Source organism: Paenibacillus sp. DS2015 (assembly GCF_050433705.1).
Classification (GTDB): Bacteria; Bacillota; Bacilli; order Paenibacillales; family Paenibacillaceae; genus Paenibacillus_AQ.
Map to the genome: position 1 here is coordinate 118,146 of NZ_JBNPWS010000010.1, position 26,609 is coordinate 144,754.

Below are 26,609 nucleotides of genomic sequence, written 5' to 3' on the forward strand. Positions count from 1 at the left end.
TTATTGACCTCCAATTTCATCAACCATAGATGTTACTGCCGGAAAGAGGGACTGAACATGTGTGAAATATTTCCTAAGTCCATCGTGTATTTCCTTTAGTTCTACTTCTATATCAGCTAAATACGACGCCTGTTGTTCCTCTAAGATCATTATGCTATCGGATGACATTCTCTCCAGTGTGGGAATAAGATCCTGCAGGAAGAGAATCGAATGATCATCATTTTGATAGCCTTCGTGAAGATCAACAATTAAATCATGAATAAATAAAAGCCTATATTTCCATGCATTAAACATCTCGCTTAAGAATGGACCAAGAGCAAGCTCATACTCGCCTCTATTAGAGAAATCTCTGATCGTTTGCATCAAATGCGATATCGCATCCAGCCCTACAATTAAAGTGTATTGCTCTTCTTCCTCCTGAACTTCAGTTCTATAAGAGTGCAGATAAATATCCAGATTCCTTCTCAACAGCGCGGTTGCATACTTCAGCATGTCAAGTTGCTGCAACTTGTCCGTGTTGATTTCAATCACCTGATGGGGGACGACCGTTTTTTGCGCAGGGTGATCGATAAATGCCATTTTTCCAATCCCTGCAAACGACTTCTTGAACTCCTCCTTCTTAATAGCTCCGAAATAATTGAACGAACTGTCGTATACGATACATTCATGCTCCGTCATATCGACCAGCACATAAATATGAGACCTGCCGATTCCTAAATCTTCATCGCTTCGGTTCAATATTTCCAGCCATTCCTCCTTGGGTGTGTAGTAATCATGCGAATATGGCAAATAATACGTCGTTCCGTTTACAATCACGACTTCATTCTTGACCAGCTTCTCAGCGCACCATTCTAACGCTTCGTCTTCCACATCAAAACTAATCGAGCTGAAAGACACATTCAGGTCAGCAAAAAAGGACGGAAGTTCGAGCATTTCATCGAGATGGGGCTGCGAGGAGTGATATACGATTCGATCCTCGATGTGATTATTGTAATATTTGTAGAACAGTAGCCCATCTCCCCTAGAATTGGTAATTAAGCTTTTTGGAAATCGTAGGTTTTGCTCATAATTAAGCTTTTCCATGACTGCACCGATCGAACATGGATAATAGTACGGATACTCCTCAGGCCGAAGGAATTCTTTATTGTATTTTCTATGCTGGCTATCAAGGCTCTCTGTAGTTGCTGCTGTTTGTCCTTGCGAAGGGATGACCTTTAAGACATGCTCCGAAAGTTCATGGATTGTTCTATATTTCATCATATGTTTCAAGGAAAGTGGAAGATTATTCTGCCTTGCTTGCTCCACCGCTTGAATCGCCTTGAGAGAATGTCCCCCAAGCTCGAAGAAAGGGTCATGTACACCGATCTTCTCCACACCGAGAATGTCTTGCCATATCTGGACCAACGTTTCTTCAGCCGCATTTCTTGGACCCTCGTACACAGTAGTACCTTGCAGTACTAACTGCCCATCGGGTTTAGGTAGCGCATGACGGTCAATTTTCCCATTAAAGGTTAATGGCAGTTTCTCCAATGGCATGAAATAGGTTGGGATCATGTACTCAGGCAAGCCTCTACCCAGATAGGCCCGCAGCTCGGTTGGTGAGAGCAATTCATTCTTATAGGTGACGACATATGCACATAACACCTTCTGCCCATACGTTTCTTCGTGGGCAAGGATAACAGCCTCTCGAATTCGATCATGATCAAGAAGCTTCGATTCTATTTCGCCAATCTCGATGCGATGCCCGCGAACCTTCACTTGTTGATCACTGCGCCCAACATATTCAATCCTTCCGTCGGGGAGCCATCGCGCTAAATCTCCGGTTCTATACATCCTCTCACCAAGGATAAATGGATGGCTAATAAACTTCTCAGCGGTTAGCTCTGGTAATTGGAGGTAGCCTCTGCCTACGGCAACACCAGATACACATAACTCACCTACGATACCGATGGGCAGTAATTGAAGCTCTGGACTCACAATATAAACCTTTGTATTATGGATCGGTTTACCAATGGGAGGAATCTCCTCTATCGTCTGCTCTGGGACTATAGTATGGGTTGTAATGACATGAGTTTCCGATGGACCATAATGGTTGTGCAGCCTTATTCCGCTCTCTTTGAGATAAGTTTGTAATGCATCTCCGATGATAAGCTGTTCTCCTGCGGTAATGATGTGGGACACCGAAGGTAGAGAGGGTGTAGACGAATCTCCAAATATAAACTTCAGATAAGATGTAGATAATAGTACAACTTGAATTTGCCGTTCGTTGATATATTCCAGCAACCTACTCTTACTCATCTTGATCTCTTGACTGACAATATGTAGCTCACCACCCGCAAGCAGTGTCGAGAATATTTCCTGATAACATACATCAAAACTCATGCTTGTGCTTTGCAATACTTTTTGATGGAATGGGATATTTGCTTTCTCAATTTGGAAATTGATCAGATTGACCAAATTCCGGTGTTCAAGCATAACGCCTTTCGGCTTACCTGTTGTCCCCGATGTATAAATAACATACAACAAATGCTCCGGACCGCTTATTGCTTCTATATTGCTACCGTTACCCGAAAGAACGAAAGAGGTATTCATCTCTATCACTTCCCCCTGAAACCGGGCTGGAACTTTATAAACTAACTCTGTGGTTGTCAAAAGGAACCGTGTTGCACAATTTTCAAGCATGAACTGAATCCGTTCATCAGGATACAAGGGGTCTACAGGCACAAAAGCTCCGCCAGCTTTTAAGATCGCGATCACCCCGATGATCATTTCCAGAGATCGTTCAACGATTATCCCAACCATCGTGTCTGCTTCTACACCTTTGGTGCGTAGCATTCTAGCCAACTGGTTCGCTCTTTCATTTAATTGCCTGTACGTCAATCGTTCTTCCTCGAATTTAACAGCTACTCGATCCGGTATTCTATCCACCATGTCTTCAAACCATCCGTGGATCGTTTGTTCCCTCTGATAGTCCGCAGCTGTGTCATTGAACTGCTCAAGCAATTGCTGCCGCTCGTCATTTGATAACAGCTCCAGCTCAGATAACTTGTTCTCGGGTGCTTGCACGATATGCGTAAGTAACTGCTTGAAATGATGTATGATCCGCTCTGCCGTTTCAGGGGTAAACAATTGTGTTGCATACTCAAGCTCCAGCTCTATCGTTTCACTCTCTATCACTTGCAACGTCAGGTCAAATTTGGACATCCGATTCTCATATGGATAAGGCGTAATACTCAGGTCAGAGATGGCCTGATACTTCCCCCCTTGTTCGATGTTTTGCATAACAAATAGTACATCAAACACCGGATTACGGCTAAGGTCTCGTGGCAGATGAAGTTGCTCGACTAATTGTTCAAATGGATATTCCTGATGCTCATACGCCTGTAGCGAATCCTCCCTCACTTCCCGCAAAAATACGAGGAACGTTTTCTCCCCTTCAGGTCTGCTACGCATCGCCAAAGTATTGACGAACATACCCAGCATACTACCGAGGTCCGCATGTGGCCTGCCGGCAATAGGAACGCCAACGATCACATCCTCTTGGCCACTGTATTTGGATATTAGCACTTGGTATGCCGCTAGCAGCGCCATACTTAAAGTGACTCCTTCTCTGGCGCAGAATTGCTTCAACTCCTGGGTCAATTTCCGCTCCAGCTTAAGCCCGACGCGATCTCCTTCAAAGCTCTGTAGTACCGGACGCAAATAGTCCGTCGGCAGATTCAGCACGGGCAACTCGCCCCCAAGTTGCTGCAACCAGTACGTTTCCTGCTGCTTCATCCGCTCCCCTTGAAGCTGCTGACCTTGCCATGCCGCATAGTCCTTGTATTGAATACGTAGCGGCAGTAGCTCTTCTCTCCGGTACAACTGTAGCCATTCCCGCACAAACAGATCCATCGACACGCCGTCCGAGATGATATGGTGCATATCTACAAGTAGGATGGCTTCTTCATGAGAAATAGCGATTAACCCTACACGTAATAGCGGCGCCTGACTCAGGTCAAACGGACGAATAAATCTCGAAATTTGCGCCCGAACAGCACGCTCTTTACTCTCTGCAGCGTTTCCTTGGGTCTCTTGACTTTCCTCTCCTGATACCCAACTACCAAGTTCCATCTCCTCGATTTCAAAAGATACACTCGGGTGCACGTGCTGTACCGGCTCGCCCTTCACGATCGCAAATGAAGTACGCAGTGCATCATGTCGTCGTGTCATCTGGATAAAAGCCGTCGCGAGCCGCGTCTTATCCCAATTTCCTTTTAAACTGAAAATGCCTGACATGTTGTAGCTCGTAAACAACCCTTCGAGCTGCTCTAGCACGTATATTCTCTTTTGCGCTGACGATACCAGATAGTATGCTTGCTGGGGTACCGGCTCAATTGAGCTGTAAGCACTGCGTTCCATGCCACCCATATGCTCAGCCATCGCCTCCAGGGTAGAATAAGTAAACAGATCGCGCAATGGAATGTCCACCTTCAACTCTTTATGAATGCGGGCGGCCAAGCTCATCGCTTTCAAAGAATGACCCCCTAGCTCAAAGAAGTCGTCATGAATACCGACTCGTTCTACCCCCAGGATATCCTGCCAAATACTGGCGAGCGTTTCCTCTCGCTTGTCCCGCGGCGCGGCATATACAGCATTGGTGCTCCAGTGTTCCTGCGGACTGGGCAGCGCCTTGCGGTCAATCTTTCCATTGGAGGTTAACGGTAACCGCTCAATCGGAACGAACGCCGAAGGAATCATGTACTCTGGCAGGCTTTGAGCTAGGTATGCCTTAAGCTCCGTATGGGTCAGCGGATCTTGTCCTTGCCATGCAATATACGCACACAACGCCTTGTGACCATCGCCGTCGTCGTAGGCGATAACGGCGCACTCTTGAACTTTCATGTGCGCGAGCAACTTCGCTTCTATTTCCCCGATTTCAATCCGATGGCCGCGAATTTTCACCTGTTGATCCATTCGGCCGATATAATCCAGCATGCCGTTAGGTAGCCAGCGAGCGAGATCGCCAGTACGATACATCCGCTCTCCAACGACAAACGGATTGACTATGAACTTTTCTGCGGTCAGATCAAGCTGATTTACGTATCCTCGAGCCAGTCCATCACCAGCAATACATAGCTCACCTGCTACTCCGATAGGCTGAAGCTGGTCATGAGCATCTACGATATACACCTGTGTATTCGCTATCGGTGAGCCGATATACACTTCTTCATTCTGAAACTCATACACCGTGGACCAAATCGTGGATTCCGTAGGTCCATACATGTTATACAGCTGTGCCTCAGTTGTATTCTTTATGTCTTTGATTAGCTCCCTTGTGCTTGCTTCCCCACCAATCAATATTTTCTTCAGTTGTACAAGCCAAGTCTGATCATCTTTCTGAATGATCATTTGCAAACGTGAAGGGGTCGTCTGAATAACATCAACGTTGTTTCTTTCTACAAGATCTTGTAAACGCAGCTCTAGGGCTTCCTGTTCGCTAGCGATGACCACTTTCATTCCGTAGCAAAGTGGCAAATACAACTCAAGCGCAAATATATCAAAGGATAACGTAGTCAAGGATAAAAAGCTGTTGTCTGAGTCAACCCCTAATCTCTCCTTCATTCCTTGTAAAAAGTTTATGACGGAGCGATGTTCGATCATCACACCTTTCGGGTTCCCTGTTGAACCGGACGTATAAATGACATAGGCCAAATGCTTCGACCCATTCAATGGACCCAAGTTGGTCGCTTCTGCCTCATTCCATTCCGATTCCCTGTTCGCAACATCTATCGCTTCCCCTGTAAACCTTACCTTGTCAAGTAAGTGGGCTTGCGTAAGCAGCAGCTTAGCTTGACTATCCTCCAGCATATACTGAATACGTTCCTCAGGATATGCTGGATCAATAGGCACATACGCTCCGCCAGACTTCAGAATAGCCATGAGACCAATGACCATCTCAATCGATCGATCAACCATGATCCCTATCAACTGATCCGCTTGAACCCCCTTAGAGCACAGCGCTCGCGCAAGCCGATTGGCCCGTTTGTTCAGCTCACAATAGGTAAGTTCTTCTCCACCACTAATGACGGCCACGTGATTTGGCGTTCGTTCAACCTGCTCCTCGAAGAGCTGATGAATCGTTTGCTCCCGTGGGTAGTCGGCAAAAGTCTGGTTGAACTCGTATTGTAGGTTATTAGTCATTTCAGCGGGTAACAGCACGGTCTTAGTCACTTGACTCGAGCCGTGTTCAGTCATTTCCTGCAGCGACCTGATGAAGTAACCCAATAATTGTTGTACCGTTTCTTCCTTCATCTGTTTATAGCTTATCGTACAGCTGAGTTGATCATTTGCCGATGATATCGCGAAATCAAGCCACGTATTCGTATTTTCGTACCCATTCACATTTAGTAATGGCTGTACATCAGCCTGTTGATCAACTTGGTTATATATATGAAAGTCAGTAAAGTTAAAATAGGTATCGAACAGCGGATTATCGAATCCTACGGATGCTTTGTGCTCCAGACTATTCACAATGTCAAACAGGGGCAATCTTCCATATAGCTTTAATTCCGTCAGTTTCTTGTCTATTTGCATCACAAAGGTTTCCCATGTGAGTGACTTATCCAGCTTAAAACGAAAAGGAATCGTATTTAAAAAACAGCCTAACACTTTGTCCCCGTCTTTCATTAACGGTCGATTGTTTTCAATCAATCCTACGAGAATATCACTCTCATAGGTCAACATATTCGCCATGCTAACATACGCCGTAAAGCAGATCGCTTTGATTGAAATTTGAAGCTTGCTTGCGAGCTGTTTAACCTCATCCTGCAATGAGCTATCAAGCGTATAATGGATTGTTGTCAGCTGTTCATGATCAAGCTTGTCTATCGGAAGTTCCAATCGTTTATAGTCTTCCAGATCCTGTTTCCAATAAGAAGAAACTGCAACATTTTCCTTCAGTACCATTTGATCAATAATATAATCTTTATAAGAGCACTCAAGCGTTTCTGGTACATATGCTGCATTTTCTTTTAGCCTGAGATATGTGTTGACTAGCTCGGTAATAAACGATGCTGCGCTCCACCCATCCAGAATGGCATGGTGAAATATCCAGCAAAATGCGATATGCTCATGACCCAGGTAATACAGCTTAGCTCTCCACAAAGGGGCAGCATCCATGGGGAAAGGATGATTAAGATCCTCGCTTAGAGACTTTTGTAATAGCATTTCCTGTTCTTCCTTGCTGCTCTGTCTCAGATCTGCCTCCTCAACCTGAAGGTCTACCGTTCGATGAACGAGTTGAACGCCTACATCGCTCAGATCGAAATGAAAGCTGGTTCTTAAAATGGAATGCTTCTGTACTAACAGCTCCAGTGCCCTTTGAAAAAGGGATAGCTGAAATTCAGGTTCCTTTAGTTGATACACGAACTGCTCGTGATACATGGATTGATGACTGTGCTTTAATGAATAAAAGGCCATCCCCTGTTGAATATCACTCATTGGATAAATATCTTCGATTTGATGCTCGGCTATTTTAACCATGTAGTCCCCTCCAATAGCTCCTGTTTGAACTTATCCAGTTTATTTTTCACCTCATTAATTTGTTGAACATCCTCCATGCTGTTCGTTTGTGTTCTCTTATCCGCAATGATTTGTGATAAAGACATAATGTTAGGGGCGACATATAAGTCCATTAAGGCGATATCCACATGAAACATGTTTCGAATCGTGTCTATTAGCCGAATCGCTTTTATCGAATCTCCACCAAGATTGAAGTAATTATCTGTAATTCCCATATGCTCAATGCCCAGAACTTGCTTCCAAACCTCGATCAATTGGACCTCCATCTCATTTCGAGGCGCGTAATACGATTCAAGCTCAAGATGTTCCTGTGGCCTAGGTAGCGCGGCCCGATCCAATTTACCACTTAGATTTAATGGCATTTCCTCCAAAAGGACAATAAAGCTAGGTATCATATGAGCAGGCAGCTGATGTGCTAGTTGTAACCTTATTTCTGCCGTATTGATCTCGCTACTTGCCGTTACATATGCGCATAGATAGGATTCCTCATCATTTCTCGCTACCACAACAGCCTCTTTAATGGTGACAAGCTGCTGTAATTGAAACTCAATTTCTCCCAACTCAATTCGATACCCGCGTATTTTCACCTGATGATCCAATCTTCCTAAATACTCGATATTCCCATCCGGCAACCATCTTGCGACGTCTCCCGTTCGATACATGATTTCTCCAGGTTTAAATGGATTCGGCACGAACCTTTCTTGCGTCAGTTCAGGTCGGTTCAAGTACCCTCTGGCAAGACCTGCACCGGAAATATATAACTCTCCCGCAACCTGCAGTGGAACCAATTGCCGATGTTTGTTCAGGATATATAATTGAATATTATCGATAGGTCTGCCTATCGGGATGCTGTGGTGATTCGACTTGCGATCTCCGCAATCAAAGTATGAGACATCGACTGTCGCTTCTGTCGGCCCATATAAATTAATTAATTTCGTCCCATTACTTGCCGTTAATACATGGTGAAAGTGCTCAACAAGTTGCACACCTAATGCTTCCCCACTTGAAAACACATGCCTTACGGAGGAGAGTTGGTGAGCCTCCTGCAGAGACTCGGTATGTTCGACAAATCCCTGCAACATGGACGGGACAAAATGCAAAGTGGTTACCTTGTGCTTGGCGATTGCTCTCACGATCTGTTGGGGCTCTTTTTCCTTACGAGGTGGAAGCAAACATAGCTGTGCCCCCGCTATCGCCCACCAAAACAACTCCCATACAGACACATCAAAGCTGAATGACGTTTTTTGTAAAATGACATCAGCTGCATGTAATGGATACTTTTTTTGCATCCATTGGATACGATTAATGACGGATTGGTGCTCAATCATGACGCCTTTTGGTGTACCAGTTGAGCCAGAGGTATACATGACGTACGCTAAACGGCTAGAGGTTGAGGCAGATATCAGATTACTGCTAACACCTTGAGCGAGTTCAACATCTTGGATGCGAATGATTTCTCCTCTTGCTACTTCCAATTGGACCTCCTCTAGATGACTCAACACAAAGGCAGTTCCAGAATCCTCCAACATGTACTGGATACGCTGTGGCGGGTACTCCGGATCAATGGGTAGGTATGCACCACCAGCCTTTAATATCGCCATAATCCCGACGATCATTTCCAGTGAACGCTCAGCCATAATCCCGACAATTGTATCCGCTTCTACACCCTTGTCCCGCAGTATTCTAGCCAGACGGTTCGCTCTTTCATTTAATTGTCTGTATGTCAGCCACTCTTCCTCCAGTACAACTGCCACTCGGTCAGGTGTTCTTTCTACCTGCTCCTCAAACAACCCATGTATCGTCTTCTCCTTCGAATAATCCGCTATCGTGTCATTGAACTGTTCGAGCAATTGCTGCCTCTCTTCTCCCGACAGTAACTCTATTTCCTCCAACTTGCTCGCCGGTGTTTGCACGATTTGTTCGAGTAACCATTTGTAGTGCTGCATGATCCGTTCCGCCGTCTGCGATGCAAACAATTGGGTCGCATACTCCAGTTCTAACTGTATCGTTTCTCTCTCTATTGCCTGAAGTGTAAGATCTAACTTGGACATCTGGTTCTCATACGGATATGGGGAAATATTCAGCTCGGTTATGTCTTCCATTTTTCCCGCTTCTCCGGTGTTTTGCATGACAAACAGCACGTCAAACACAGGGTTGCGACTAAGATCTCGTGGCAGTTGAAGCTGCTCGACTACTTTCTCAAATGGATAGTCCTGATGCACATAAGCTTGTAGTGCGTTCTCCTTCACTTCCCTCAAAAAATCCATGAACGTTTTGTCACCCTCAGGTCTGCTACGCATCGCCAAAGTATTGACAAACATACCTAACATATCACTTAGATCCGCATGTGGCCTGCCCGCAATGGGAACGCCGACGATGACATCCTCCTGACCGCTATATTTGGCGAGCAACACTTGGTATGCCGCCAACAGCACCATACTTAACGTGACGCCCTCTCTAGCGCAAATCTGTCTCAGCTCATCCGTCAACTCCCGCTCCAGCTCGATCCTGACACGGCCTCCTTCAAAGCTTTGCAGTGTCGGACGCGGATAGTCCGTTGGCATATTTAGCACTGGCAGCTCACCCCACAGTTGCTTCAACCAGTAAGCTTCCTGCTGCTTCATTCGCTCTCCTTGAAGCTGCTCACGCTGCCATACCGCATAGTCTCTGTATTGAATACGTTGCGGCAGTAGCTCTTCTCCACGGTATAGCTGCACCCACTCCTGCACAAACAGCTCCATCGACACTCCATCCGAGATAATATGATGCATGTCAACAAGCAGGATCGCTTCTTCTCCAGAAAGATGGAGCAGCCCCACTCGCATGAGTGGCGCTTGACTTAGGTCAAACGGACGGATAAAACGCTTAATATGTGACTGAATGTCTTGCTGGCGGCTCTCTGTGGCCGTTCCTTGATCCACATCGTTCCAACCTTCCTCCGGTTCACCATATGCACGCTCTGGATCAGGTTCTAGATTCAGCTTTGGCTCTGTCTTCTCATCAACCAGCTCCGACATCAAATCTATTTCCTCTATCGTAAATGGAACGCTCGGATGTACATGCTGTATCGGCTCGCCATTCACAAGCGCAAACGAGGTGCGTAGTACGTCATGACGTTGAATCATCCGTTCGAAGGCCGCTGTAAATCGAGCATTGTCCCGAACTCCACTCAGATGAAAGGCGCTGGACATATTGTAGCTCGTAAACAGCCCTTCAAGTTGTTCAAGCACATACACTCGCTTCTGCGCGGACGATACCGGATAATGTGATTGCTCTGGTAACGTTTCTATTGAGCTATACACGCTAATTTCCAACTTGCCTATATGAGCTGCCATTGCCTCGAGTGTTGAATATGCAAACAAATCGCGCAGTGGAACATCCACATTCATCTCTTTATGAATACGGGCGGCCAGACTCATCGCTTTCAAGGAATGGCCCCCCAGCTCAAAGAAGTTGTCATAAATGCCTATCCGCTCTACACGGAGAATGTCCTGCCAGATGTGGACTAGCGCCTCTTCTCGCTTATCCCGCGGAGCGGCATATGTCACTCCGGTATTCCTCCCTCCTTGTGGGCTGGGCAGCGCCTTGTGATCAAGCTTTCCATTGGGCGTTAACGGTAACCGATCCATCGATACGAACGTCGAGGGAATCATATACTCCGGTAGGCTTCGAGCTAAATAGGTCCGGAGCTCAACTGAAGTCAGCGGATCTTGCCCTTGCCAAGCAACATACGCGCAAAGCGCCTTGTGACCGTTGCCTTCATCGAAGGCGATGACGGCAGTCTCTTGAACTTTCCCATGTGCGAGCAGCTTCGCTTCAATCTCACCGGTTTCAATCCGATAGCCGCGAATTTTTACCTGCTGGTCGTTTCGTCCGATATAACTTAGGTTTCCACCTGGCATCCAGCGAGCAAGATCGCCAGTGCGGTACATTCGCTCGCCAACGACAAACGGATTGTCTGTGAACTTTGCCGCGGTCAACTCAGATCGATTCATGTATCCACGAGTTAATCCATCACCGCCAATACATAACTCTCCAATTGCTCCTATAGGTAGAAGCTGGTTGTACTTGCCTACAATGTAGCACTGCACATTTGGCAGTGGACGACCTATCGGGATGTACGATTCCTGACGATCATGCTCTACACTATCCGCTTGGGCAACAACAGCTTCACGCTGCTGCTGTTCCTGCTGGAAGTCCACTCGATTAACCGGATATATTACCGCATCCACACAAGTTTCAGTCGGTCCATACACATTCCAAATCGTCAAATTCGGCTCGGGAAAGACATCCCACAGGGTGTTGACCACATGACGCGATAAGGATTCTCCACCGATCAGGAGGTGCTTGAGCCGACTTATACCCGCTGGTTCTGCTCCTTTGATGGTCTGTTGTGCGGTCAAAAAAGCAAGATGGCTCGGTGTACCATCACACACATGAATACCATGCTCTCTCATATAAGCCATAAATGTATCTGGCTCTTTTCTACATGTATCTGGTAAAACATGCAGAGTGTGCCCGAACAACAAGGCGCTTCCAATTTGCTGCACTGAGGCATCAAACACATAGGAGGCCAACAACGCTACCTGCAAATGATCAGAGGTATTCCCGTATATTTCACGCTGTAAGCCGTTAACCAAATTCATTACTTGAGCATGCTCAATCAGGACGCCCTTCGGTTCACCTGTCGAGCCGGAGGTATAAATGACATAAGCCAGATCAAGAACCCCATTAAGCGATTCAGGGTTCGAACAACTCTGCAGGAACAATGCTTCATCATCAATAAGGAGCTCTTCCATTTCCCCATCACAAGATAAGCGCCCGGATAAATGGCTCTGCGTTACGATCAGCAGTGCCTGACTGTCGTGCAGCATGAACTGAATTCGCTCGATTGGATCATCCGGATGGATGGGCAAATATGCGCCGCCCGCCTTGACGATGGCCAGCAAACCTACAATCATGTCCAAGGAACGCTCTGTCATCAGACCTACCACTATATTCGCCTTCACGCCCTTGGCGCGTAGAACATGCGCCAGCTGGTTTGCTCGTTCGTTAAGCTCTTGATAGTTGAACTGTCTGTTATCCCATACCACTGCAGTGCGTTCAGGAGTGAGCTCCACCTGCTCCTCAAATCGGTGTTGGATCGTTTGGTGCTTGGAATACGTTTGCCGGGCAGCGTTGAATGCGATGAGCTGTTCCTGCCTTTCTTCGAGTGTAACAACTTGAATATCATGAATAAGTAAGTTCGGAATATTTACAACTTGAGCGACTATTTGCCGCAGATGGTCCTCAATTCGACTTATCCTCAATGGATCGTATACCTGAGCATTAAATACGAGCTTAACCTCCAGCTCTTCGCCCGGCACAACCAACACATTGAAGTCATAGCTTGTTTGTTCGAACACTTCGGCGTCCATCATCGTGAATCTATCTCCCGACGCTTGTCCTGCCTCCACAATTTGTTGTGCAACAGGATAGTTCTCAAACACAACAATATGCTGGAACAAATTCTGCTTTAACAAACTCATCCCTTGAATTTCAGCCAGAGAGTAATAATCATAGGTGCCTGATTGTAGAGCCTGCTCCTGCACCTGCTTCACTAACGCGGCAAAGGTCGTATTGTGATCACTTTGGATACGTACTGGGATCGTATTAATAAATAAACCTACCATCGTTTCGATACCCGCTAACTCCATGGGTCTCCCCGAAACAACGCTACCGAATAGGACATCGTCCGTCCCATTATAGGCTTGCAACAGGATGCCCCAAATCGTTTGAAACACCACATTCAACGTGACTTGTTGTTGTTGAGCAAGCAGGAGGAGATGCGTTGTTTCCTTGGTACCCAGGGTGAAAGCAACCTCTTGTTTTATATAAGATGCACCCGTGTTTGGTTGCCTTTCCGTGAAATAAGGGATTGTCGCCGTCTGCTCATACCCTGCAATATAACCAGCCCAATAATTCACCGCCGCTTCGTCATCTTGGTTTTGTAGCCAATTCACATAATCGCTGAAAGGGTTAACAGCCGGCAAATGAACCTTTTTCCCTTGAATGAGAGATTGATATATGTGCAGAAAATCATTCATGATAATCGACATGCACCATCCATCCATCAGAATATGATGATGCGTCCAAATCACTTTATAGCTTTGCGCCTCTGTTTTTAATACCGATACTCGGAGTAAGATATCCTTCGATAAATTGAATCCTTTTGTTCGTTCCTTTTGTTTGCGTTCACGAACGATCTCAAGCTTTTCTGATTCAGAATAGCTTAATAGGTCCTCGAAAGGCACCGCCAGTTTTCTTTCTTTGAGGACAACCTGCATGTTTCGCGACAGTTTTTTGTACTTAAAAACTGTTCTTAGCACCTCATACCGTTCGATGAGAAGATTTACGCTATCTTCAAACCGTTGCAGGTCCACATGTCCGTGCAAGGTGAACACAAACTGCTCTATATAAGCCTCGGCATTGTCCCCTTTTACATAAAAGTAGAGCATTCCTTCCTGCATATTGGTTAAAGGATATATTTTATGAATGTCTTGTTTCTTCATTATCTATCTCCTCCAAGCCCGTCTATTCTTCCAACAGAAGCTCCAATTCATCTAAGTCCATTTGAATGCCGTAGTCACTCGGAGTAAGTTCCGCATCTTCTTTGCCCACACAATGAATGACCACTTCCTGCAAGCTTTGCTCCATATACACCACGAGCCTCTGCATCGTGGCATCATCGTACTCGTAACTGTTATATTTCAACTCCATTGTTAACTGTCCTGAAGCGACGATTGCCGACACATCTAAAGCGTAGAACATTGCAGCTAGCGGACTTACGGTTTCTCCCACAGATATTGAGGAAGCAGCAAACGTATTCCGCTCGATATCCTGATCCATTTGCCCCAGGTAGTTAAACAGAATTTCCGGTTGTCTGTCCGATCCGAAATGGTTCCCTATATATTTGAGTATCCCGTAACCGATCCCTTTGTTAGGTACCCTGCGTAACGTTTCCTTCACCTGTTTAAGAGTGACGGATAGTGACTCATTATCATGTGCAACGAGGTTAACCGGATACAAGCTTGTAAACCAACCTACCGTCCGGTTAATATCCACGCGTTCTAACACTTCTTCGCGACCATGACCCTCTACATGCAAACTAATCTGAGATAGACCCGTCCATCGCTGTATGGCAATGGCTAATGAAGCCAATAGCAAATCATTGATTTCTGTCCGATAAGCCCGATGGGATTTTTTCAACAGCTGATCTGTCAGCTCAGCATTCCATGTGACAGATTTCTTGCGCTGATCGGCCAGGAACCTGCGCTCGATCCAATGATCTTTCGGCAGAACGGGAGCGGCCGACTGCATCGCTTCCTCCCAGTACTTCACTTCCTTCTTTAACATGTTACCCGCTGCGTATGCTCTCAGATTGTTTGACCAAGTCCGATAGGAATCCGTTTTGGCAGGGAACGTGATCTGTTCTCCTCTGCCCAACTGTTCATAACCTTGCGTTAGGTCTTCCAACACGATGCGCCATGAGACGCCATCCACAACCAGATGGTGGATGACAACAAGCAGGTGATCTCCACCTTGCGTCTGGAATAAGCCTAGCTTTACCAACGGTCCGTTATCCAGATGTATGCTCCTTTGTATACGCTCTGCATCATGCAGAATACGCGTTTCGAATTCGGACTCATCACTCAGATCAATAATGTCCAGCGTATACAGCTGTCCTTCTCCCACATTCCGGTACGCTTGCTCTACTTGTCCTTCCACCATGCGATAACGCATCCTTAACGCGTCATGATGTAAGACGATCCGCTCGAATACCGCACTTAACTTCTCCACATCGATGCCCTCGGGATGATGCAGCATAACGGCCTGATTATAATGAAAAGGCTCTTCTTTGTACCCTTGGAAAAACCAATCCTGTATCGGTGTAAGCGGTACATTACCTGTCACAGGACCCTGCTCCACCGGTTGGTAATCCTTCGCTTTCACATAGGTGCTTAACGTTTCAATGGTGGGATTACTGAACAAATCCTTCATTTCAAACGTAAACTCATAGCTACTTAGACGAGATGCTACTTGAATGGCCTTGATAGAATCTCCGCCGAGCTCGAAAAAGTTATCGCGAATGCCGATACTTTGGACACCCAGCACTTCGCTCCATACGTGGACGAGTGCTTCCTCGATCTCATTTGTGGGTGCAGCATATTCCGTTTCGGTATGCAAACTTCCGTCAGGTAAAGGCAGTGCTTTACGGTCTATTTTTCCGTTGGACGTTATCGGGAATTGCTCGAGTTGGATAAAATAGGACGGAATCATATAGTTAGGCAATTGCTCTGATATAAAGGAACGAAGTCCACTGATCGTCAACTCTGCTGGATCACTTGCTACATAGTAGGCGTATAGGCCTCCTGGCTGACCCGGATTCTCCTCTCGTGCTACAACGATGGCTTCTTGAATGCAATCGTGCTGCAGTAATCTGGATTCGATCTCCCCTAACTCGATCCGGAAGCCCCTAATTTTCACTTGATGATCCATGCGACCGAAATATTCCATACTTCCATCAGGTAGCCATCTTGCTAAATCACCTGTACGATACATTCTTTCTCCAGGGCTATTCGGATCGTCGATAAACTTCTCAGCAGTAAGTTCCGGTCTGTTCAAGTATCCTCGGGCAAGCCCATTGCCACTAATGTATAGCTCGCCCCCAACCCCAATCGGAACTTCATGCTGCTGATCATCCAGAATGTACGCTGCTAGTGTTGGAATAGGGCTTCCGATGTTGCTCTGATTCGATGCAATTTCTTGCTCACGAATCTCTTTGTAAGTAACATGCACGGTCGTCTCCGTAATGCCATACATATTAATAAGTTTGGTTTCAGGATATTTATTTCTCCACTTCTGCAGAAGAGCTGGCTTTAACGCTTCTCCACCAAAAATAACGTATTTCACCTTCAAATCATGATCTTCCACCGCATCCGCCCCGATGAGCTGATAAAAGGCAGTTGGTGTTTGATTCACAACCGTAACCTGTTGTTCTTTCAACAGCCGGACATACGCCGAAGGGTTTTGCGCTGTGCTTTTAGGAACCACTACTAACTTACCGCCATATAGCAAGGCACCGTACATTTCCCATACGGAGAAATCAAAGCAGTACGAATGGAACATCGTCCATACGTCACGACCCGAGAAATCAAATTGAAATTGATCGTTGTGTAACAAGCGAATCACATTATGATGCTCGATCATTACCCCTTTGGGTGTACCTGTTGAGCCTGAGGTATAGATCACATAGGCTAAATCAGACGATTTATTCACAAGTGCTAAGTTTGAAACGTCCCCTCGATACAACCTAGCGTCGCTGATATTGATCATTTTTCCTGTAAACGCAGCATACTTGATGTCTTCCCCTTGAGTAAGAAGAATTGAACACTGGCTGTCTTGCAGCATGAATCGAACCCGCTCTTCCGGGTACTCTGTATCGATTGGCGCATAAGCTCCTCCTGCCTTTAAAATAGCCAGCAAGCCAATAATCATTTCCATGGAGCGGTCAACTATAATCCCTACGATGCTGTCAGAAGTCACACCCTGATCGCGCAGCACACGAGCCAGTTGATTAGCTTTCTCATTGAGCTCTCTATAGGTTAGTTGCTCAGCTTCATACACAACTGCGGTATGATACGGAGTACGAGTCGCTTGTTCTTCGAAGATTTCATGAATGATCTTCTGTTTAGGATAAGATACATGTCTCATCCTGTTGAACTGCAACAGTTGCTTCCTTTCAGCTTCAGTGATGAGCTGTAGCTCTTGGATTGTGCCTGATGATTGTTCTAATACTTGACGTATGATGTTTTTTACATGTTCGCCTATTCTGTTTATCGTATCCGCTTCATACACATTTGCGTTATATTCAAACCTAATTTCGAGTTGTTCACCGGGTATTATTTTTACAACCAAATCAAAATGCGTCTGCTCGAACACTTCAACGTCCTCAACTGAGATCTCACTGTCACGCCCCGGAACGGCTTTCATTAATTCCGCTTCAATCGGGTAATTTTCGTAAGCGACAATATGATGAATTAAATTCTGCTTCAACATCGTTAGTGCCTGTATGTCTGCTAAAGGATAATAATCATTACGTCCAGATTCCAGAGCTTGCTCCTGCACTTCTTTTAACAACTCCGTAAAGGTCATGTCAGGCCTACTCTGAATGCGTACTGGAATCGTATTAATAAATAACCCTACCATCGTTTCGATGCCTTTGATCTCCGCAGGTCTTCCTGAGACTACGCTACCAAACACAACATCGCTCGTCTGGTTATATTTCTGTAACACAATGCCCCAAATCGTTTGCAGCACCGTATACAAGGTAACTTGATTGCTTGCAGCCATACGTTGCAATTGTTCTGTAACCGCTTGTTCCAATTGAAAAGAGCTTTGTTGCTGGATATAATCTGCATCGCTACTGGATATTTTCCGTGGCAGGGTCACCTGCTGCTCGTACTCTTGCAAATATTCATCCCAGTAGGACATGGCCTCATCGCGGTCCTGATCTTCCAGCCAATTTATATAGTTTCCGTATGGAATAACAGGCTGTAGTTGCAACGGACTACCACTGACTAATGAATGGTAAATAGCTAGAAACTCACGCATTAAAATTGAAGTACACCAGCCATCCATCAACATGTGGTGGAAGCTCCAGATCAATTGGCTTGCGTCGTCTTCTGTCCGAATGAGCGTTATCTTAAGCAGATTGGTGTCTGCTACGTTAAAGCCTGTGTCCAAGTCCGCTTTGATGAAGGCTTTTATACGATCCGTTTTGTCCTGATCATTGAAGCGACGCACGTCAATTAATTTCATTTGACGGGTGTTTTCTTTTCGGACCACTTGAACAAACTCTTTCATGCGATCAAACACAAACTGTGTGCGCAGAATATCGTATCGATCTATTAGTAGATTTAGCGATTGTTCCAATACAACCTCATCAATACGTCCCCGTAGCTTCACTATATTTTGTTGGAAATAAGCTGCTGAATCCGGGTCCATGATGCTGTGAAACAGCATTCCTTGCTGCATCGGAGTCAGTGAATAGATAGCTTGAATGTTGAACCTACCTACAAGATTCTCTATATGCTCCAGCTCGACTATGTTGACTCGCCTCAATCCGTAATCACTCGGTGTATGTTCCGCAATTTCCTTGTCCACACAATGAATAACAACTTCTTGCAAGCTTTGCTCTATATATTTCGAGAGCTTCTGGATCGTGGCATCTTCGTATTCGTGACCATTATATTTAAGATCCATCGTTAACTGTCCTGATGTGACGATTGCCGATACATCTAAAGCGTAGAGCATTGGAGCTAGCGGACTTACCGTTTCACCAACAGGTATAGGGGAAGCAGCAAACATATTCCGCTCGATATCCTGATCCACTTGCCCCAGGTAGTTAAACAAGATTTCAGGTTGTCTATCTGATTCAAAATAGTTCCCTATATATTTGAGTATCCCGTAGCCGATCCCTTTGTTAGGTACCTTGCGTAGCGTTTCTTTGATCTGTTTGATGGTGGCGGACAATGACTCATTTTCTCTGGCAGTGAGGTGGACCGGATACTGACTTGTAAACCATCCTACCGTCCGGTTGATATCCACTCCAACCAGCACTTCCTCCCGACCGTGACCCTCTACATGCAAGCTGATCTGAGAGTGCCCTGCCCACCGCTGTATTGCAATGGCTAGTGAGGTCAGCAGCAAATCGTTGATTTCCGTATGAAAGGCCCGGTGGGATTTTCTCAACAGCTGATCTGTTGTCTCGATAGACCAAGTGATGGCCTGAGTGCGCTGATCGAACAGGATCCTGCGTTCGACATGATGATCCTTGGGCAGAGCAGGCGCGATTGAATGATCCGCTTCCTCCCAGTACTTCGCTTCCATCTTTAAGCTCTTGCCTGCTGCGTATGCTTTCAGATTGCTCGACCAAGTCTGGAAGGAATCGGTTTTAGCAGGGAAGGTGATCTGCACTCCTCGATTCAACTGTTCATAACCCCTCGTCAGGTCTTCCAACACGATACGCCATGAGACGCCGTCGACAACCAGATGATGGATCACAATAAGGAGATGATCTCCCGCTTGCGTCTGGAATAAGCCTAGTTTTACAAGCGGACCCTTCTCCAGTTGTATGCTCCGTTGCAGACGTTCCGCGTTATGCAAAATAAGCGTTTCGACATCTGACTCTTCCCTGAGATCAATAACGTCCAGCGTATACAGCTCTCCTTCTCCCTCATTCCAGTAGACTTGCTCCACTTGTCCTTCCACCCTACGATAACGCATCCTTAGCGCGTCGTGATGCAAGACAATACGCTCGAATACCAGGCTTAACTTCACCGGGTCGATGCCCTCAGGATGTTGCAGCATAACCGCTTGGTTAAAATGAAACGGTTCCTCCTTGTACCCTTGGAAAAACCATTCCTGAATGGGTGTTAGCAGAACGGGTCCATTTACAAGGCCCTGCTCCACCAGCTTGTTATCCTTCGTTTTCACATAATCACTTAACATTTCAATGGTCGGATTGCTGAACAAATCCTTCATTTCAAATGTAAGCTCATAACTGCTTAGACGGGTGGCAACTTGGATGGCCTTGATGGAATCTCCGCTAAGCTCGAAGAAATTGTCTCGAATGCCGAGTTTTTGCACACCAAGCACTTCACTCCATACGTTAATGAGTGTTTCCTCGATCCGGTTTCTAGGCGCAACGTATTCTGTTCCTGTGTGCAGCTTGCCGTCTGGCAAAGGTAGCGCTTGACGATCAATCTTTCCATTAGACGTTAATGGGAACTGCTCCAGCGGGATAAAATAGGACGGGATCATATAATTTGGCAACTGTTCAGATACAAATGAACGAAGCTTAGCGATGGATAGCTCGGCCGTCTGGATAGCGACATAGTAGGCGCATAGCACTGGTTGTCCCAGCTTTTCCTCCTGAGCCATTACAACAGCTTTTTGAATATGTTCATGTTGCAGCAATCTCGATTCGATTTCTCCTAGCTCAATACGGAAGCCCCGAATCTTCACTTGATGGTCCATGCGCCCCAAATATTCCACGCTTCCATCAGCTACCCATCTCGCTAAATCACCTGTACGGTACAGTCTTTCTCCAGCGATAAACGGATGGTTGATGAACTTCTCCGCAGTCAGATCCGGCCTGTTCAGATAACCCCGAGCAAGCCCGTCGCCACTAATACATAACTCGCCTGGTATGCCAACAGCCTGAAGCTGTAATTTATCGTTCATAATATAAAGTTGTGTATTATGGATCGGCTTGCCTATTATTGCCCCTGCGGTATCCTTCATATTTCTTAAAAAGCTCGTGACGACACTATTTTCAGTTGGACCGTATTCGTTGATCAGTTCAAGCCGCGCATTTAGTTGCTTCGTTAGACGGATAAGCTCTGCTGATGCCTTTTCTCCCGCAAGTGTCACCTTTTGGATAAAGCGAGCTTCGTCTTCGGTTAAGCATTCCAGAACGGCCGCATACAAGCTCGGCACACATATGAAATGATGAATTTGATAGCTGATAATCGCTTTCCTAATTTGAACAGGATCTTTAGCCGAGTCTTCACTCAACAAAATGACTGTTGCACCTGAAATAAGCGGTGTGAACAAGCTTGTTACAAACCCATCAAACGAGTATGAAAATAGCTGAAGCACATTTTTTTCATTCAGCTCATATTGCTGCTTCCGCCACCATAAGGCATTCACCACACCTTGATGCTCCACCAGTACACCCTTAGGTTTCCCTGTCGTTCCCGATGTGTAAATAATATAAGCAAGGTTGTTGGATTGCCTTGAAGGAGGAGCATTCTTCACATCGGCTTCATCTACGGCATATAACTCAGGAGCATTCAGATCAAATATAGCTCCAGCAAAATGAAGAGATTCATGATCAGATAGCGAAGTGACAAGATGCCTTGTCCCTGTATCCTCTAGCATGTATTGTATGCGCTCCTGCGGATATTCTGGATCAATAGGTACGTACGCTCCACCAGCCTTTAAAATCGCTATGATACCGAGGATCATTCCCAATGAACGCTCCGTCATAATCCCGACGATCGTGTCTGCTTCCACGCCCTTGGACCGTAGTATTCTAGCCAGCCTATTCGCTCTTTCGTTCAATTCCCTATACGTCAGCCGTTCTTCCTCAAGCACAACCGCTACTCGGTCCGGTGTTCTCTCCGCCTGCTCCTCAAACAATCCGTGTATCGTTTGCTCCCTCGGATAATCCACCGTCGTGTCATTGAACTGCACCAATAATTGCTGTCGTTCTTTCGATGACAATAACTCCAGCTCCAATAGCTTTCGCTTCGGCGATTTCACGATCTGCTCAAGCAATTGGCTGTAGTGCTGGATGATCCGTTGCGCTGTCGCTGGGGCAAATAATTGGGTCGCATACTCCAGCTCTAACTCTATGTTTTCCATCTCCGTCGCTTGCAACGAAAGGTCGAATTTGGACATCCTGTTCTGAAACGGATACTTGGAAATGTTCAGGTCAGAGATCTCCTGCAACATGTCCCCTTCTCGTGTGTTTTGCATGACAAACAGCACGTCAAACACGGGATTTCGACTAAGGTCTCTTGGCAGATGAAGCTGTTCGACCACTTGCTCAAACGGATAGTCCTGATGTTCATATGCCTGCAGCGCCTGCTCCTTCACTTCCTGTAAAAACGCCAGAAACGTCTTATCCCCATCGGGTCTGCTACGTATCGCCAAGGTGTTGACGAACATGCCCATCACGCCACCAAGATCAGCATGCGATCTACCCGCAATCGGGATGCCTACAATCACGTCTTCCTGGCTACTGTATTTGGACAGCAGTACCTGATATGCCGCCAGCAGCACCATGGTCAAGGTGACACCTTCTCTTGTGCAAAGTTGCTTCAGTTCCCCAGTCAGCGTCTGCCCCAGATCCAACCGAACACGGTCTCCTTCGAAACTTTGCAGCGCTGGACGAAGATAGTCCGTCGGCATATTCAGTACCGGTAGTTCTCCACCCAACTGCCTTAGCCAGTAGGCCTCCTGCTGCTTCATTCGCTCACCTTGAAGCTGCTGATGTTGCCATGCCGCATAGTCCTTATATTGAATACTCAGTGGTGGGAGTTCTTCTTCGCGGTATAGCTTCACCCACTCCCGCACGAACAAGTCCATCGACACGCCGTCCGAGATGATATGGTGCATATCTACAAGCAGAATTGCTTCTTCTCCGGAGTCATAGATCAATCCCACGCGTATTAGCGGTGCCTGACTTAGATCAAACGGACGAATAAACCGCGCGATATAGGCTTGAATAGTTCGCTCGCGCTTCGCTGCGGACATCATCGGTCCATCGTTATCGTTATCTACGGCGAAACGTCCCGATGCCCCACTAAGACCGATAACCTCTTGCTTGGAATTCAACTCAAGTTCCATGCTATCCATCGCTATTTCCTCAATTTCAAACGGAACGCTTGGAAGCACGAGTTGCACAGGCTCACCATCCACAATCACAAATGAGGTGCGTAGAGCGTCATGACGTTGAATTAACTGATTAAAAGCCAATGTAAACTTTGTCTTGTCCCAAACTCCGCTTAGACGAAAGACACCAGACATGTTATAGCTCGTATGCAATTGTTCAAGCTGTTCCAGCACGAACAGTCTTTTTTGCGCGGACGATACGGGATAATACGCTTGCTCGCGCACCACCTCGATCGGGCTGTATGCACTGCTTTCCAATCGTCCCATGTGCCCAGCCATCGCTTCCAGCGTAGGATGTACAAACAGATCATGCAGTGGGACCTCTATGTTCAGCTCTTTATGAATGCGGGCAGCGAGACTCATCGCCTTCAAAGAATGGCCACCAAGCTCAAAGAAGTTATCATAAATACCGATCCGCTCAACTCGGAGAATGTCCTGCCAGATTTGGGCAAGAGCCTCCTCCCGCTTGTCTCGTGGAGCAACAAACGTAGTGCTACCGCTCCATCGCTCTTGCGGAGTAGGTAGCGCCTTACGGTTAAGCTTTCCATTAGGCGTCAACGGAAGGCGCTCCATCGATATGAACGCGGATGGGACCATATACTCTGGTAGGTATCGAGCCAAATAGGTTCTTATCTCCGCAACGTTCAGTGGCTCCTGCCCTTGCGAGACGACATATGCGCACAACGCCTTTTGACCGTTGCCTTCATCAAATGCGATCACGGCGCTTTCTTTCACCTGCGGGTGCGAAAGTAGCTTCGCTTCGATCTCACCAGTTTCGATCCGATACCCTCTTATTTTCACTTGCTGATCGATTCGGCCCATGTACATCAGGATTCCCCCAGGTAGCCAGCGAGCAAGATCCCCTGTACGGTACATCCGTTCACCGAGAACAAACGGATTCGCTACGAACTTGAATGCAGTCAGTTCGGGTTGGTTCAAGTATCCACGAGCTAAACCCTCGCCACCAATACATAGCTCTCCAGCGACTCCAAACGGCTGTAGCTGGTTATTCGCGCCTACGATATAACAATTCACATGGGGTAGCGGACGACCAATCGGAATTGACAATTCCAGAAGTTCACGTTCATGCTCTGCACGGCCTACTTGGTCGATCATTGCTTCCTGTTGCCGCTGTTCCAGCTGAAAGTCCGTTCGATTGATCGAGTGATACGTCGCAACCACGCAGGTTTCTGTGGGTCCGTACGCATTCCAGATCTTTAAGTCCGGCTCAGGAAATGCCTGCCATAGAGCTTGTACGATGTGGCGGGACAAGGACTCTCCACCTACAATGAGATGTTTAAGCCTACTTGTTGCGGCTGGTTCTTCTCCATTGGCATTCTGCGCCCCAGCCCTCTCCTGCGCGGTCAGAAAAGCGAGATGGCTTGGCGTGCCGCCGCAGGCATCAATTCCGCGATCTCTTATATACGCCATAAACATCTCGGGGTCTTCTATGCATGTCTCTGATAAAATATGAAGCGTATGCCCAAACAATAGAGAGTTTCCTATTTGCTCCATGGAAGCATCAAATACGTAAGAGAACAGTAGTGCAATCTGTAACTGCTCGGTGGTGTTCGCAAATATTTCGCGTTGTGAACCAGCAACCATATTCATCACTTGAGCATGCTCGATCAGGACTCCCTTCGGTTGTCCCGTTGAGCCGGACGTATAGATGATATAGGCCAAATCCTGTGCCGCGTTTATTGGTTCTAGGTTCGTTCCGCTCTGTTGAGCTAATGCTTCATCGTCAATAAGAAGCACTTCCATTTCCCATTCACATGGCACAGTGTCGATCAAGTGGCTCTGCGTCATGATGAGTAACGCTTGGCTATCGCCCAACATGAACTGAATTCGTTCAATGGGATCATGCGGATTGATCGGTAAATATGCACCTCCCGCCTTAACAATGGCCAGCAAACCTACGAGCATTTCCAAGGAGCGCTCCGTCATGAGTCCAACTACCGTATTCGCCTGCACACCCCGAGCACGCAACACATATGCCAACTGATTTGCTCGTTCATTAAGTACCTGATAGCTGAGATGCCTGTTTCCGCATACGACGGCGGTTCTTTCGGGAGTACGTTCCGCCTGCTCCTCGAACAGACCATAGATCGTTTGGTGCTTCGGATACGTTTGCCGAGCGGCATTGAATTCAACGATTAGACACTGTCTTTCTTGGGGCGATAACAAATCCAGCTCGCAAATCTTTTTCATAGGTGTATCAACGGCTTGCTGCACAACATTTCTTACATGCTCAGCGATATAACGGATCGTCTCGGGTGAGAGAATTGTCTCATCATATTGAAAGTGAACCTCAATCTGGTCATGTGGAACTACGGCTAGCGTCAAGCCGTAGTTCGTTCTCTCCTTGACCGAAAAACCTATAGGCTGTAAACCTTTGATTTCCCGGAATAGCTTCAGATCGAGCGGGTAATTCTCAATAACGACAATACTATCGAACAGAGGATGGAGATGTCCGACCTCTCCATACTGCATAATGTCAGTAAGTGAAGCAGCATCGAACCCGCCTCGCTCTTTTAGTAATCTATCCACTTTTAAGTTAAGCGCTAACGAGCTATCCTCATCGCATCGCTGCACCCGCAATGGTACCGTATTGATAAACAAACCCACCATCGTCTCGATCTGTTTAATTTTCACATCTCGTCCTGAGACGGTGGTACCAAATACGACATCATCGCCGGTATTATAGGCTTGTAAGCAAATGGCCCACATACTGTAGAAGAAGGAGGCTAGCGATACTTTATGTTTCGATACATAGTTGTTGATTTGCTCATGTAACGTTTCTGAAAGAGTTATCGAATGTTGTTGTCCAGCGGTAGGTCGATCCTGTCGACGCATTATACCGGGCAGCACCGTCTTGGATTCAAGATCCGCAAGCTGTTCCTTCCAATATTGGCGATGTTTCGCTTTATCCCCGCTCTGAAGCCATTTGATGTACTCTTTATACGGTGTCTTTCTTTGGAGCTCTCCGATACCCCCTTCGTTTCGTTTGTTGTATAACTGAAACAACTCCTTGAGCAGAATACCATTGCTCCACCCGTCATATAGAATGTGATGATAGCTGATCATCATCTCGTGCAGATCTGTGCGAAAAGAAACTAATCGAATTCGAAAAGACACTTCCAGCAGGCTATGCGATTCCTGAACATCCTCCTGCTGAATTCGCTCCCACTCGAACTCTTTCTCCTTCTCTTGTAGCGAAGTCAAATCAATGTAACGGAAATCCACTATATTTGATTTCTTAATCATTTGAACAGGTTTTTCTAACCGTTCCCAGCGAAACACCGTTCTTAGGGCTGAATTTGTATCTGTGATCTGTTGCCATACTTCCCGAAATAACGCCGTGTTCACCTCACCCTGCAATTGCACAGTCAGTTGTTCAAAATAGGCATTACTAGCTGGGTTGTGTAAATAATGAAAGAGCATTCCTTCCTGCATCGGACTTAAGGATACGATATCTTCAATGTTATTTTTATCGATCTTTGCCATTGTTCATCACCTTCTTCTTTATCTTTAATGAACAC

At 46.4% G+C, this 26,609-nt stretch carries 3 protein-coding genes; all 3 read right to left on the bottom strand.

Going from position 1 to position 26,609, the window contains the following annotated elements:
* The 3 genes from J2T13_RS11395 to J2T13_RS11405 are packed head-to-tail and all read right to left on the bottom strand — an operon-like array spanning position 1 to position 26,574.
* Positions 1-7,524 carry an amino acid adenylation domain-containing protein gene (locus J2T13_RS11395; protein ID WP_429371293.1) on the bottom strand — a complete coding sequence of 2,508 codons (7,524 nt, stop codon included), beginning with the start codon at positions 7,522-7,524 and terminating at the stop codon, positions 1-3.
* Positions 7,512-14,114, bottom strand: a complete 6,603-nt coding sequence (locus J2T13_RS11400) for an amino acid adenylation domain-containing protein (RefSeq protein WP_429371295.1) — start codon at positions 14,112-14,114, stop codon at positions 7,512-7,514. The genes J2T13_RS11395 and J2T13_RS11400 overlap by 13 nt, the downstream gene beginning before the upstream one ends.
* A gap of 22 nt (positions 14,115-14,136) precedes the next feature.
* On the bottom strand, positions 14,137-26,574 hold the full coding sequence (locus J2T13_RS11405; protein ID WP_429371297.1) for an amino acid adenylation domain-containing protein: 12,438 nt from the start codon (positions 26,572-26,574) through the stop codon (positions 14,137-14,139).
* Positions 26,575-26,609 lie beyond the last annotated feature (35 nt).

What these genes read in the sequence shown, in the direction of transcription:
- J2T13_RS11395 (WP_429371293.1), bottom strand. Translation starts at nt 7,524, where the DNA reads ATGGTTAAAATAGCCGAGCATCAAATCGAAGATATTTATCCAATGAGT.
- J2T13_RS11400 (WP_429371295.1), bottom strand. Translation starts at nt 14,114, where the DNA reads ATGAAGAAACAAGACATTCATAAAATATATCCTTTAACCAATATGCAG.
- J2T13_RS11405 (WP_429371297.1), bottom strand. Translation starts at nt 26,574, where the DNA reads ATGGCAAAGATCGATAAAAATAACATTGAAGATATCGTATCCTTAAGT.